This is a genomic window from Kouleothrix sp. 19917, from assembly GCF_057073505.1.
The window spans coordinates 4,526,366-4,539,508 of the sequence record NZ_CP097099.1; the positions used below are offsets into that span (position 1 = coordinate 4,526,366).

The 13,143-nt window shown below is 62.4% G+C and carries 7 protein-coding genes and 1 CRISPR repeat array (1 of these 8 running past the window's edge); of the genes, 2 read left to right on the plus strand and 5 right to left on the minus strand.

All coding sequences use genetic code 11. The features are described 5' to 3' along the window. Positions 1 to 2,270: direct repeats of the CRISPR family, unit length 37 nt; unit sequence CTGAGGAACCCTGCCCCGCTATGAAGGGGTTTGAAAC (it extends 143 nt beyond the left edge of the window). Between the two features lie 1,387 nt (positions 2,271 to 3,657). Next, on the plus strand, positions 3,658 to 4,422 hold the full coding sequence (locus tag M1P90_RS18450) for a PQLLE family protein (RefSeq protein ID WP_483696756.1): 765 nt from the start codon (positions 3,658 to 3,660) through the stop codon (positions 4,420 to 4,422). A gap of 817 nt (positions 4,423 to 5,239) precedes the next feature. Further along, positions 5,240 to 6,142 carry an agmatinase gene (gene speB / locus M1P90_RS18455; protein ID WP_483696757.1) on the plus strand — a complete coding sequence of 301 codons (903 nt, stop codon included), beginning with the start codon at positions 5,240 to 5,242 and terminating at the stop codon, positions 6,140 to 6,142. A gap of 218 nt (positions 6,143 to 6,360) precedes the next feature. Here speB and M1P90_RS18460 read toward each other — a convergent pair whose 3' ends face one another. From M1P90_RS18460 to M1P90_RS18480, 5 genes are all read right to left on the minus strand, one after another. After that, positions 6,361 to 8,658, minus strand: a complete 2,298-nt coding sequence (locus M1P90_RS18460) for a RelA/SpoT family protein (protein ID WP_483696758.1) — start codon at positions 8,656 to 8,658, stop codon at positions 6,361 to 6,363. Between the two features lie 262 nt (positions 8,659 to 8,920). Further along, the gene (locus tag M1P90_RS18465) at positions 8,921 to 10,177 is read right to left on the minus strand and encodes a hypothetical protein (RefSeq protein WP_483696759.1); all 1,257 of its coding nucleotides are present in this window, start codon (positions 10,175 to 10,177) and stop codon (positions 8,921 to 8,923) included. Between the two features lie 277 nt (positions 10,178 to 10,454). Next, a complete protein-coding gene (locus tag M1P90_RS18470) occupies positions 10,455 to 11,258 on the minus strand; it encodes a biotin--[acetyl-CoA-carboxylase] ligase (RefSeq protein WP_483696760.1) in 804 nt (267 codons plus the stop codon). A 131-nt stretch (positions 11,259 to 11,389) separates the two neighbouring features. After that, on the minus strand, positions 11,390 to 12,058 hold the full coding sequence (locus tag M1P90_RS18475) for an HAD family hydrolase (RefSeq protein WP_483696761.1): 669 nt from the start codon (positions 12,056 to 12,058) through the stop codon (positions 11,390 to 11,392). Positions 12,059 to 12,392: 334 nt separating this feature from the next. Next, on the minus strand, positions 12,393 to 12,842 hold the full coding sequence (locus tag M1P90_RS18480) for a LysM peptidoglycan-binding domain-containing protein (protein WP_483696762.1): 450 nt from the start codon (positions 12,840 to 12,842) through the stop codon (positions 12,393 to 12,395). Positions 12,843 to 13,143 lie beyond the last annotated feature (301 nt).

Genomic DNA, 13,143 nt, shown 5'->3' on the forward strand with positions numbered 1-13,143 from the left:
CATTTCTGAGGAACCCTGCCCCGCTATGAAGGGGTTTGAAACTGCGTCATTGCTTGGCGTGGCCGTGTCATCGAACAGAGCTGAGGAACCCTGCCCCGCTATGAAGGGGTTTGAAACAAGGGGTTGGATGGTTCCGAACTGTTGAAGGTCAAGCTCTGAGGAACCCTGCCCCGCTATGAAGGGGTTTGAAACTTAGACACCTACGATGTCTAGGGACGTCCAGTCGCTCTCTGAGGAACCCTGCCCCGCTATGAAGGGGTTTGAAACCTGAATCAGTAACACCGTGTTGCTGACCGTCGCGCTTCGCTGAGGAACCCTGCCCCGCTATGAAGGGGTTTGAAACGCCTAAAAACACGCCTGCAGTCACAAACACACCTCGCTGAGGAACCCTGCCCCGCTATGAAGGGGTTTGAAACTCGGCGTTTCAAGCGTCATCGCGGTCGGCGTGGCAGTCTGAGGAACCCTGCCCCGCTATGAAGGGGTTTGAAACCCTCTCCTTTCCCGCCATCCGGCGGGACACAAATTTCCTGAGGAACCCTGCCCCGCTATGAAGGGGTTTGAAACCAGGGGACCAAGTTCGTTCCGGCAGAGCAGGTTGAGCCTGAGGAACCCTGCCCCGCTATGAAGGGGTTTGAAACTATTTACCGCGCTTACAATATGTAATCTTCGAGGAGACTGAGGAACCCTGCCCCGCTATGAAGGGGTTTGAAACCCTTCTGTATTAGATCACACTTTAATCAACAAGAACTGAGGAACCCTGCCCCGCTATGAAGGGGTTTGAAACTTTTAGCGTTTGCTCCTGGCCCCACGCGGGACGTTACCTGAGGAACCCTGCCCCGCTATGAAGGGGTTTGAAACCACGTCGTGCTGCCCAAGGACTGGCACACATGGGGCAGGGCTGAGGAACCCTGCCCCGCTATGAAGGGGTTTGAAACAGCAGCGCCGCCGCGTACCACAGTTCCATTGACTTCCTCCCTGAGGAACCCTGCCCCGCTATGAAGGGGTTTGAAACTTTCCGCAAGATGCAGAGCGCCATCATGTCAGGGTTCTGAGGAACCCTGCCCCGCTATGAAGGGGTTTGAAACAGCGGTCAGCTGCTCGAACTCGGCACGCTCACCCAGCCTGAGGAACCCTGCCCCGCTATGAAGGGGTTTGAAACTTGACATCCCTGCGATACCGGCTATCGCTTTTTTTTCTGAGGAACCCTGCCCCGCTATGAAGGGGTTTGAAACGCGATGAAGCAATCGCCTTCCCAACCTGTAATCTCCAGCTGAGGAACCCTGCCCCGCTATGAAGGGGTTTGAAACAAGGCGGCAACTTGGGGAACAGCTGCTCCATGTCCAACTGAGGAACCCTGCCCCGCTATGAAGGGGTTTGAAACTTCCCCAGCTCGGCTGGGGTCTGGTTCTCGCCTTTTCCTGAGGAACCCTGCCCCGCTATGAAGGGGTTTGAAACTCAGCGTTTCAGCTTCCGGTCGGGTTTGGGCCCAATCTGAGGAACCCTGCCCCGCTATGAAGGGGTTTGAAACTTGCTTGGCTGATGCCCAAGGCAACGTTGATCGCGTTACTGAGGAACCCTGCCCCGCTATGAAGGGGTTTGAAACACAGCCCGTTTGTCCTGTGACAGAGACGGGCAAGCGATCTGAGGAACCCTGCCCCGCTATGAAGGGGTTTGAAACTGGTGAGGGCAAACCAAAGTACAGTGGCAGTCAGGGTCTGAGGAACCCTGCCCCGCTATGAAGGGGTTTGAAACCCTGCTGCAAATGCAAACAGGGTGATCAGTGCCAAAAGCTGAGGAACCCTGCCCCGCTATGAAGGGGTTTGAAACCTTTCGACTATAGCGCGCGAGTCTGTATATGATAAACTGAGGAACCCTGCCCCGCTATGAAGGGGTTTGAAACGAGTCCAGGACTCATGGTTGTCTTTATGTAAGCTGCATCTGAGGAACCCTGCCCCGCTATGAAGGGGTTTGAAACAAGCCCCGACACCCAAAAGCTTACGCATGACATCCTCCTGAGGAACCCTGCCCCGCTATGAAGGGGTTTGAAACTCGACTCCAAGAATCGTTTCGTCCGAGATGTCTAGCTGAGGAATCCTGCCCCGCTATGAAGGGGTTTGAAACATTTTTTTAATTTCTACCTCAAAACGGTAGAAAGTTACTGAGGAATCCTGCCCCGCTATGAAGGGGTTTGAAACTACACAGGATTTTCGGGGTAAATGGGTTGACTTCTCGCTGAGGAATCCTGCCCCGCTATGAAGGGGTTACAAGTTGTTTGGTGCTTTTCTCGGGCGCTTCGCTCCCGTGTTCCCGATTAGGGAAACCCCTGCCGGTTTCCCTAAAACCCTTCCGGCAAAGAATGCCGGTATCACCCGAACGCTCGTTGTCATGCCTTGCGGCGATAGTGCAAGCCAGTACTACATTATTGGCCGATGCCAGCGGTCGGCACAACGGAGGCATGAGCGCGCAGCTTCGCAATTGTTCGCCACATCAAATTTGGGGTTCGGGGCGATAGCCCCGACGCCGGGTGCCGGGGCGGCGCGAGCCCCGGCGGCCCTGCGGCCTGAGCAAACTGGTTTGAAGTTGGCACTGCCACGGCCCTGCGGCCTGAGCAAACTGCACTCAAACAGGCGCAAGCCTCCCTACCCTGCCCCGCTATGAAGGGGTTTGAAACGTGGCTGGACAGCTTGCCTGACTTGATTGTCCTGCGGCTGAGGAACCCTGCCCCGCTATGAAGGGGTTTGAAACACCTTTACAAAAGTCGACAATTCTCCGGTCTCCAAACCTGAGGAACCCTGCCCCGCTATGAAGGGGTTTGAAACCAGGGAACTCCCGCATGATGCCACGCTCGAAATACTGCGTCTGAGGAACCCTGCCCCGCTATGAAGGGGTTTGAAACTTGGTATCAGCCACCAGGTCGTTGGCGAGTGTTCTGTCTGAGGAACCCTGCCCCGCTATGAAGGGGTTTGAAACCAGAAGATCGAGTTGGACGTCATAGGGAGCCTGGTCTGAGGAACCCTGCCCCGCTATGAAGGGGTTTGAAACTTGTTGGTTGCTGTTGGGGTTGGGGCGCAGGCGGGCTGAGGAACCCTGCCCCGCTATGAAGGGGTTACAAGTTGTTTGGTGCTTTTCTCGGGGCGCTTCGCTCCCGTGTTCCCGATTAGGGAAACCCCTGCCGGTTTCCCTAAAACCCTTCCGGCAAAGAATGCCGGTATCACCCGAACGCTCGTTGTCATGCCTTGCGGCGATAGTGCAAGCCAGTACTACATTATTGGCCGATGCCAGCGGTCGGCACAACGGAGGCATGAGCGCGCAGCTTCGCAATTGTTCGCCACATCAAATTTGGGGTTCGGGGCGATAGCCCCGACGCCGGGTGCCGGGGCGGCGCGAGCCCCGGCGGCCCTGCGGCCTGAGCAAACTGGTTTGAAGTTGGCACTGCCACGGCCCTGCGGCCTGAGCAAACTGCATAACGGGCTGGCACAGCCACGGCCCTGCGGCCCGAGCAACCCACAAAGCTCCCATCTGTCACCGAACCGCCCCCAAATTGCACACAAAGCCCTCTATCCTTCTGCGCTCTGCGCCCCGTATAATCGCCCAAACATTATTCACCGTTGGGCGACACTCGCCGCCCGACCATACACCAGCAGGTGAGGAGCATTTATGCACCGAAACGGAAAAACCTCCCCATCGACCAATGGCGCGCTGCTGAGCGAGCCGCTGCCGCCGCGCAAAACCCCGGCTACGCTGCTCGACACCGATGCGCCCACGCCCACAACCGCAGCGCCCTCCGGCGACACAGCGGCGCGCACCTTCGGCCCCAGCGCAAACCACTCGATTGCCGGCCAGCTCTTTGCCGCGCGCATGGTGATCGAGACCGTGCTGAACAACGCGGATGTGCAGGCAGCGCTGGAGCCATACGGCTACGACGCAGCGCGCATGCGCGAGGGCCGGGCGCTGTTCGAGCAGGCGTTGGCGCTCCATCAGCAGCAGCAGGCCGGACGCGGCGAGCGCTATGCCGCCACCGATGCCCGCGACGCCGCCCAGGCCCATGCCCACGCGGTGTACATCCGCCACTTGGCGGTTGCGCGCGTGGCGCTGCGCGGCGACCGTGGCGCGGCCCAGGCGCTTGGCCTGGCGTCGCGGCGCAAGAAGAGCCACGCCGACTGGCTGGCGCAGGCGCAGCAGTTCTACACCAACGCCCTGGCCAGCAGCGCGATCTGGCAGCGGCTGGCGCCGTTTGGCGCTGGCATGGCGCAGCTGATGGATGCGCAGGCGCTGGTGGCCGGGGTGGCGGCATCGCTGGTGGCGCAGGGGGCGGCGCGCGAGGCGGCGCAGGCACTGACCGAGCAGCGCGATGCGGCATTGGCGGCGCTGCGGGCGTGGATGCGCGACTTCCGGGCGATTGCGCGCGTTGCGCTTGGGTAGGGGTTTCTCTTTTTTCGCTCGCGCCGGGGTGTATTGCATAGGCTCCGGCGCGTTTGTTGTTGGGGCTACACTATCTTTATTGGGGCTGCGCGCCCTAAACCCTGCCCTTCGACAAGCTCAGGATAGACGGCAAAGCGGCGGCTGCAACTATCTTCATTGGGGGCTACACGCCCCCAAACCCTGCGGCAAGAGGCTGCCGCCAGCCTCCTGCACCTCGCCGTCGGGGCGCTGCCCCGAACCCCAAAAAGAGCGTGGCTGGTCTGCGAGAAGCTCGTGGTCATGCCTCCGTTGTGGATGGAGCCAAGGCATCGAACGACATAATCATCGTCAGTTAAAGAGCGCCGCGAACTGGTTTGACATCTATCGGTCGCTGCCAGCGATCGGCACAACAGAGGCATGACAGACTAACGTTAACCAAGATTACCACATCAAATTCGGGGTTCGGGGCGATAGCCCCGACGCCGGGTGCCGGGGCGGCGCGAGCCCCGGCGGCCCTGCGGCCTGAGCAAGCTGACCTGAAACTGGCACTGGCATAGATGCAAAAGAAGGCCCTGCGGCCTGAGCAGGCTGGTTTGAAGCTGGTACTGGCCTGAAGGCAAAAGAAGGCCCTGCGGCCTGAGCAGGCTGGTTTGAAGCTGGCACTGGCTTACAATCGCACAAGTATGGGGCGGACACATAGGTCCGCCCAGACAGGTCCGCCCAGACAGGTCCGCCCAGACAGGTCCGCCCAGACAGGCCCATCAAACTGGCAGAGTTTGGTATACTACGCCCCGTGCAACGGCATCATCGCCCGCGCAGCGGGCCAGCGAGGAATACAGTGAACTACGAAACTCTGCCGCCCCAGAACTTCCTGGGGCTCGATGACGAGCACAGCGCCTACGAAACCAGCGCCGCCCTGATCCTGCCCATCCCCTACGAGGGCACGGTCAGCTACGGCCAGGGCACCCGCGAAGGCCCGCGCGCCATTCTGGAGGCGTCGCGCCAGGTGGAATTGTACGACCGCGAGCTGGACGACGAGCCGGCGCTGACCTATGGCATCCACACGCTGCCCGCGCTTGCGCCGGTCGTCAGCGGGCCGGCCGGCATGGTCGATGCGATTGCGGCCTGCGCCGAGGAGCAGCTGCGCAGCGGCAAGCTGCTGGTGGGTTTGGGCGGCGAGCACACCGTCTCGGCGGGGATGGCGCGCGCGGTGCAGGCCGTGCACGGCGACTTTGTGCTGGTGCAGATCGACGCGCACAGCGACCTGCGCGACGAGTACGAGGGCAGCCCCTACAGCCACGCCAGCGTCGCGCGCCGCGTGTTCGACCAGGGGATGGCGATTGTGCAGTTTGGCATTCGCTCGATCTGCCGCGAGGAGATTGACCTGATCCGCGCTGAGCCCGAGCGCATCCACGTCTGGTTTGCCGAGGATGTGCATGCCGGCGGCCACCTGCCCCGGCTGGCCGAGCTGGTGCGCGGCAGGAAGGTCTTTCTGACGATTGACCTGGATGGCTTCGACCCGGCGCTGGTGGGCGCGACCGGCACGCCCGAGCCGAATGGGCTGAGCTGGAACCAGGGGCTGGAGATCGTTCGCACGGTGACGCGCGAGGCGCAGGTGGTGGCGATCGACTGCGTGGAGCTGGCACCCTTGCCCGGCCAGCACGCCAGCGATTTCCTGGCGGCCAAGCTCGTGTACAAGGCGATTAGTCTCACACTGGCGAGCAAGGCAACTAGCAATTAACCACGAAGAATAGAAGACACGAAGGGGCACGAAGTTTATAATTCTTCGTGCCCCTTCAAACTATTACATTTTCAGTTCTTCGTGTCTTCGTGCCTTCGTGGTTACGTTCTCTCTCGTGTCTTCGTGTCTTCGTGCCTTCGTGGTTACGTTCTCTCTCGTGTCTTCGTGTCTTCGTGCCTTCGTGGTTATGTTCTCTCTTCGTTTCTTCGCAGTATAAATCACGCGCTTGGCGCAAGGCCACTGTTCTCGCGGCGGGCCTCGATCACATCCGGCAGGCGGTTAAGCTTGTCGAGGATGTTCGAGAGCTGCGAAATACTCTGGATCAGCATGGTCACATTCAGCACGGCGCGGTCGGGCTTGCGCGTGGGGATCTGCTGCACTTCCTGAATGTTGATGCCCGCGTCGGCCACGCTGCCCGAGATGTCGCGCCACAGGCCCACGCGATCCCACGCCTCGACACGCACCAGAACCGGGTGACCGTGCTGCGGGCTGGCTTCGCCCCAGGTCACTTCCACCAGCCGCGCGGTGTCGCGCTCGTTGATTACCGTCCGGCAATCGGCGCGGTGGACGGTTATGCCCTTGCCGCGCGTCACAAAGCCCAGGATGGGCTCGCCCACTACTGGATGGCAGCACTTCGCCAGGCGCGTCAGCACGCCATCGACGCCGCGCACCGAGATGCCCTTGGGGTCGGTTTTGCGCTCGGGCGGCGGCGTGATCTGCGGCAGGCCGGCCAGGTCTTCTTCGTGGCGGGTGCGCTGTGCGACAATCCGCTGCACCAGCGTGCGGGCGGTGATGTCGCCGCTGCCAATATTGGCGAACAGATCCTCGATCGAGCGCACGCCCGCGAGCTGGGCGATTTCTTCAAAGGCAATGCTCAGGCCCAGGCGCTTCAGCTCTTTTTCCAGCAGGTCGCGTCCGGCGGCCTCGTTTTCGTCGCGGCGCAGGCGCTTGAAGTAGCGACGGATGTGGTTGCGCGCGCCCGAGGTCTGCACGAAGTTCAGCCAGTCGCGGCTGGGGCCACGCGCGTTCTTGGTCGTCATCACCTGCACGATTTCGCCGCTCTGCAGCTGGTAGTCGAGCGGCACCAGCCGGTTGTTGACTTTCGCGCCCACGCAGCGGTTGCCAACCTCGGAGTGAATGCGGAAGGCGAAATCGACCGGCGTAGAGCCAACCGGCAGGTCGATGATCTTGCCCTTGGGCGTAAAGACGTAGACCTGCTCTTCCAGCACGTCCGACTTGAGCGACTCCACGAACTCGCGCGCGTCGGTCAGGTCGCGCCGCCATTCGATCAGGCCGCGCAGCCAGGCCAGCTTGGCTTCGAACGATGCGTCGGAGCGGCCAAAGCCTTCTTTATAGCGCCAGTGCGCGGCAATGCCATGCTCGGCAACTTCGTGCATTTGCTGGGTGCGGATCTGGATTTCGCAGGGCTGCCCGCCGGGGATGAGCACCGTGGTGTGGAGCGACTGGTACATGCTTTCCTTGGGGTTGGCGATATAGTCGTCGAACTCGCCCGGCACCGGCGGCCACATGCCGTGCGCGATGCCCAGCGCCTGGTAGCAGTCGCCCACGCTTTTGACGATCACACGCACCGCAAGCTGGTCGTAGATCTGGTCGAGGCTGACGCCCTTGCGCTCCATCTTGCGATAGATCGAGTAGATGTGCTTGGGCCGGCCCGTGATGTCGGCCTTGATGCCTTCTTTGTCGAGCGCCTGGCGCAGCCGGCTAATCACGCGGTGGATGATCTTCTCGCGGGCGTCGCGGCGCAGCGCCAGCGCCCGGCTGATCTCCTGATACTTGTCGGGGTTCAGCAGCGCGAACGAGCGATCTTCCAGCTCCCACTTGATCTGCCAGATGCCGAGGCGGTGCGCAAGCGGCGCGTAGATGTCGAGCGTTTCTCGGGCGTTGCGCTGCTGGCTTTCGGTCTTCATCGCGGCGATCGTGCGCATGTTGTGCATGCGGTCGGCCAGCTTCACCAGCACCACGCGCGGGTCGTCGGCCATGGCGATGAACATCTTGCGGTAGGTGCCAACCTGCGCTTCTTCTTTGGTCTGCGCTTCGAGCGCCGAAAGCTTGGTGACGCCATCCACAAGGTGCGCGACCTCGCCGCCAAACGCCTGCGCCACCTGCTCTTTCGTGACCGAGGTGTCTTCCACCACGTCGTGCAGCAGCGCGGCGGCGATCGAGTTCACGTCGAGCCGCAGCTCCAGCAGCAGGTTAGCGACTGCCACAGGATGATCGATATAGGGCTCGCCGGAAGCGCGCTTCTGCGTTTTGTGGGCCTCGTGCGCAATCGCGTAGGCCGCGCGGATGGTGGATGTGTCGCGCGCAAGCTCGGCGTTATGCTGCTGGTAGGCGCTGAAACGCTGCACAAGATCGTCGGCAACCGGGCTGGACATTTTTTCGGGGTCGGGGCGCAGCGGCTGAACCTGTGGCGTGGCGCTGACGCGACGGGGCGGGCGGGCGGGGTCGGTCGTGGTATCGCTCGCGACCGGTGCCGGTGTGAGTCTCGTATCCATAATACTACGTTCTGCCGCAGCGTTGCGAGCCGATTGCGCGTGGTGGCGGGGTCACGCGTTGTTGGGTGCGGTTTAGGTAGCGCGTAGGATAGCACGGAGGGTGGGGGCTGTCAAGGAATTTTGTGTGGGGCAGTAAGGGCCGACACATAGGCAGCAAGGGCCGACACATAGGTCGGCCCGAACAATCTATTATATTTGTTCGGGCCGACCTGCTATGTCAGGGCCGACCTGCGTGTTCGGGCCGACCTGCGTGTCGGCCCCCCTACGCCTCGGGCACGTACACGATCAGGGCATTGGAAGAAGCGGTGATCTGCCCCTCGTAGGCGGCGCGCGCCTGCAGGGCGTCGGCGGTGAAGCTGCCAATCGAGAGTGTCGAAAGGTGGATGTAGCCGTCGTCCTTCGCCATCAGCAGCAGTGCGGTTTGCTCATCCTGCCAGGCGATATCGGCGTAGATGCCCGGCGCGGTGGCCCCGCCAAGCGTGAGCGACTGCTCGTCGAGGCCGTTCGCCTTGAAGGTTTGCAGCGTGGTCTCGTTCAGCGAGTAATCGCTCGACGAGGCGATCAGCAGCTGGCTGCCGCTGGGCGACCAGCGCAGGTGGCGCACATAGCCCTGGCGCTCGGGGATGATCACCTGCTCGCCGGGCGCGCTGGCCGACACGACCTTGACGTTCATCGTCGGAACCGAACCCATGCCCGGGTTGCCGGTAATGATCGCGACATGCGCGCCATCGGGCGCAGGCACCGCCCCCAGGAAATCGCCCTCGTAGACCATGCGCTGCGAGCCGTCTTCCGTATTCACCAGCGTGACATTGCGCGGCGGGGCGTCGGTGGCCCACATGATGTCGGCGGTAAACAGGCCACCCCGGGTCCATTCCATCGGGCGCGCAATCAGCGGCAGCGGGCCGTTTGGCGAGGCGACGGTGGTAGTGCCTTGTTGCACTTCGTGCATGGTGCCGGCGGCCAGATCGTGCACCTGCAGCGACCACGCCGGTTCGTTCAGCATGGTCAGCGCCAGCGAGTGGCCGTCGGGCGCGAAGGCAAAGCCCACCGTCATACCGCTGAGTTCCTTTTCGAGAATGCGCGTGAACGTGCTCATATCGACAACGACGAGCTTGCCATCGGGGCCGTTGTAGGCGATATACGCGCCACCAGGCGCGCTTTGAATAATGCCAGCCGGCGCGGGCAGGCCACGGGCTTCAAGGCTGAGCTGTTCGTCATCACCGTTGAGCGCGCCATTGGCAAAGACCCACGGCACGTCGCGTGGCAGGGCGCTATTCAGGGCCGGGGCAGCTGTTGGCGCGGGCGCGCTCGTCGGCGCGGGCGCGTCGGTCGGAACAGGCGCGTCGGTCGGAACAGGCGCGCTGGTTGGGGCTGGCGCGCTGGTTGGGGCGGGCGCGCTGGTTGGGGCTGGCGCGCTGGTTGGCATGCCTGCGCCGGGCGACGACGTGCTGCACGCGGCCAGCGACAGCGCGATCAGCAGCATGCCCAGCGAACGCCGATCTATATGAAGCTTTCGCATGAATTCCTCCTGCACGATGAAACAAAGGTCGCAAACCCAGACGTTGTTTGGGCGTCGCAGGTTTCAACACAATGCTAGCGTGCAAGCGGGCACAAAACGATGATCGCCTGATGATCGGCGCGTGATAGGGGAATTGTGAGGGTATCAGGTTGGTAGAGGGAGAAGGGCGTATTGCTATACGCCCGAACGCACAACCAAGGGCGTATTGCTATACGCCCAGACTGAGGCACAACCAAGGGCGTATTGCTATACGCCCAGACTGTCTGCGTGATCTACCTTAACCACCCACATCGCCAGCGAACACGGTGTGGAGCGTGCCGTCGGCATCACGCACGCGCAGCGCGCCGCTCGGCTCGACATCTTCGGCGGTGCCGTGCAGCTCGCCAGCGGGCATGCGCACCTGCACCGGCAAGCCCAGTGTTGCCAGCCGCGCCCGCCAGCGTTCGAACAGGCGCTGGCGCTGGCCCTGCCGCAGCGCGCTGTATTCCTGGTCGATTTGCACCAGCAGGGCGCGCAGCAGCGCAAGGCGCTCGACGGGCTGGCCGAGCGCTGCGCTCAGGCTGGTGGCTTGCTGCCCGAGGTCGCGGCCATCTACCACGCCCTGCGGCGCCCAGTTGACGTTGATTCCCATGCCCAGCACCACCCAGCCGATCCGGTTGCCGTCCAGCTCAAGCTCGCTGAGCACGCCAGCCGCTTTGCGCGGCCCGGCCGGTGTGGGCAGCAGCAGGTCGTTCGGCCATTTCAGGGCGGCGTGCATGGGCGCGGCCTGCTCGACTGCCGCGCACAGCGCCACGCCCGCCAGCATGGTCAGCAGAAAGGCGTCGGCGGGCGCGAGCCACGCGGGGCGCAGCAGCACCGAGAGCAAGAGGCTGGTGCCCGGCGGCGCGGCCCAGCCCCGCCCCAGCCGACCACGCCCGGCCACCTGCTCGTCGGCCAGCACCACCAAACCTTCGGGCTGGCCGGCGCGCGCCCGCTCGCGCGCGATGTCGTTGGTGGAGCCAAGCTGCGCGTAGCACTCCACTGCGGAGCCAACCACCGTGGCGGGCAGATCGCGCTGAATGAGGGCAGGGCTCAGATCCATGCGTTGGCCTCAGAATAGAAAGCCAGCAGGAAGAAATGCAACTGCTCTCTGCATCCTGCCGACTGCTGTAGTGCGTTGTGCGTATCTCCATGCCTGGCAGTTGTATCTGTGTAATCTGCGTAATCTGTGGATTAACTCGCGCTCACCAGCCGATCAAAGGCGTCGTCGTCGAGCTCGGCCAGCGTATCGACCACAACGTCGGCGTGGAGCTCGGCGTGCGAGGAGCGAATGCCCACCGTGCGCATGCCGCCGCGCCGCCCACCTTCCAGCCCGGCCGGCGCATCTTCCAGCACCACGCAGCGCGCGGGTGGCACGCCCAGGCGCTCGGCGGCCAGCAGAAACACCTGCGGGTCGGGCTTGCCGCGCTGCACATCTTCGGCGCTGGCAATCGCCCCGAAGAAGTCGGCAATGCCAAGCGCTTCCACAATCGCCTCGACATTCGCGCGCGGCGCGGCCGACGCAATCGCCTGCCGCCAGCCTGTGTCGCGCAGACGGTGGAGCCAGCGCTCGACGCCTGGCAGCAGCACAATGCCGCGCTCGCGCACAAACTCGCGGTAGCGCTGTTCCTTGGCGTCGCCAATGCGCGCCATCTCGCTGAGCGCCAGGTCGTCGCCCAGCCAGCCGCGCAGGATCGTGTCGTTGCGCTGGCCGAACGAGGCAAGGAATCGCTCGTGGGTCAGGTCGACGCCCTCGCCCGCCACGATCTCGCGCCAGGCCAGCCAGTGATACTCTGCCGAATCGAGCAGCGTGCCGTCCATATCCCACAGCGCCCCGCGCAGCTGGTGTGTTTCGCTTGTCATGAAATGCTCCTCGTGCAGTGCTATTACAGGCGGTTTATTAGAACGTACGTTGTGCGCAATTCTTCATTCCAACGCCGTACTTCTTGCCTGCCCTTCGACTTCACTCAGGAAGTTCGGCAGCAAGGTATTTCCAATTATTATAGTGTGGGTTTCCCGCGCTACGCACGGAAAAACCCACACAAAGAAAAGATGAAGACTGCAAATTCCAAACGTAATAAGAAGCTACTTTTCGTCCCGGGCATGGCAAAGGGAACACGCAAGAGGCCAGGTGCGTAACTCCCATTCTGCGTAATCTGCGTAATCTCTGGATTGCTTTACGCTCCCAGAAATGGCACTACGGCGAAGAAGGCGTCAGCGTCGGCGTCAGCGTGTCGGTTGCGGTCAGCACGGCGGTGCCGATTGGCGCGGGCGTTTCCAGCTCGAGTGTCCCGCTGATCAGCGAGGGGATGAGCAGCGTCTGGCCAACCTGAATGGCGTTGGCGTCGGTCAGGTTGTTGGCTGCCATCAGCTCTTCCACGGTGGTGCCGAAATCTTCGGCCAGCTTGCTCAATGTGTCGTTTGGCTGCACCACATACAGGCCGGCGGGCGTCGGCGTGGGCACCAGGCGCACGGCATAGGCCGTGGCAGTGGCGTCGATGTCCTGCGTTGGTGCGGGCGTGATCTCAATAATCGTGGCAGCGGTGGGCCGGGGCGAGCTTGGCTGCGGCGGCGCGCAGGCCGCCAGGAAAAGGGCGGCGGCCAAAAGCAGATGGCGCGCGGCCCGCGAATTCAGATGGTAGGGCATGCAGATCAACCTTGTTTCCAAACCTCAAAGCGGCGCGGATTGTAGCAGCAGGATCTGGCTCTGTCAATGGCTGCGCGTGGCCGCCGAGCGCGCCACAAACGAGAAGGGCGCGCCCGATCGTCGATCAGAGCGCGCCCCCAGGCAAGAATGGAGCTACACCAGAAGTTTACTTCTTTGGCGTTTTCTTGGCTTCTTTTTGCTTGTTCTGCTTCTGGTTGTTTTTCGGACTTTTGTCGCCCATGGTGCTCCTCCTTTAACGGACTTACAAGGCCATCTTTGTTCCCAATTCGTCCGGTGTCTG

Coding starts and splice junctions, on each gene's coding strand:
- M1P90_RS18450 (WP_483696756.1), top strand. CDS start 3,658: ATGCACCGAAACGGAAAAACCTCCCCATCGACCAATGGCGCGCTGCTG.
- M1P90_RS18460 (WP_483696758.1), bottom strand. CDS start 8,658: ATGGATACGAGACTCACACCGGCACCGGTCGCGAGCGATACCACGACC.
- M1P90_RS18465 (WP_483696759.1), bottom strand. CDS start 10,177: ATGCGAAAGCTTCATATAGATCGGCGTTCGCTGGGCATGCTGCTGATC.
- M1P90_RS18470 (WP_483696760.1), bottom strand. CDS start 11,258: ATGGATCTGAGCCCTGCCCTCATTCAGCGCGATCTGCCCGCCACGGTG.
- M1P90_RS18475 (WP_483696761.1), bottom strand. CDS start 12,058: ATGACAAGCGAAACACACCAGCTGCGCGGGGCGCTGTGGGATATGGAC.
- M1P90_RS18480 (WP_483696762.1), bottom strand. CDS start 12,842: ATGCCCTACCATCTGAATTCGCGGGCCGCGCGCCATCTGCTTTTGGCC.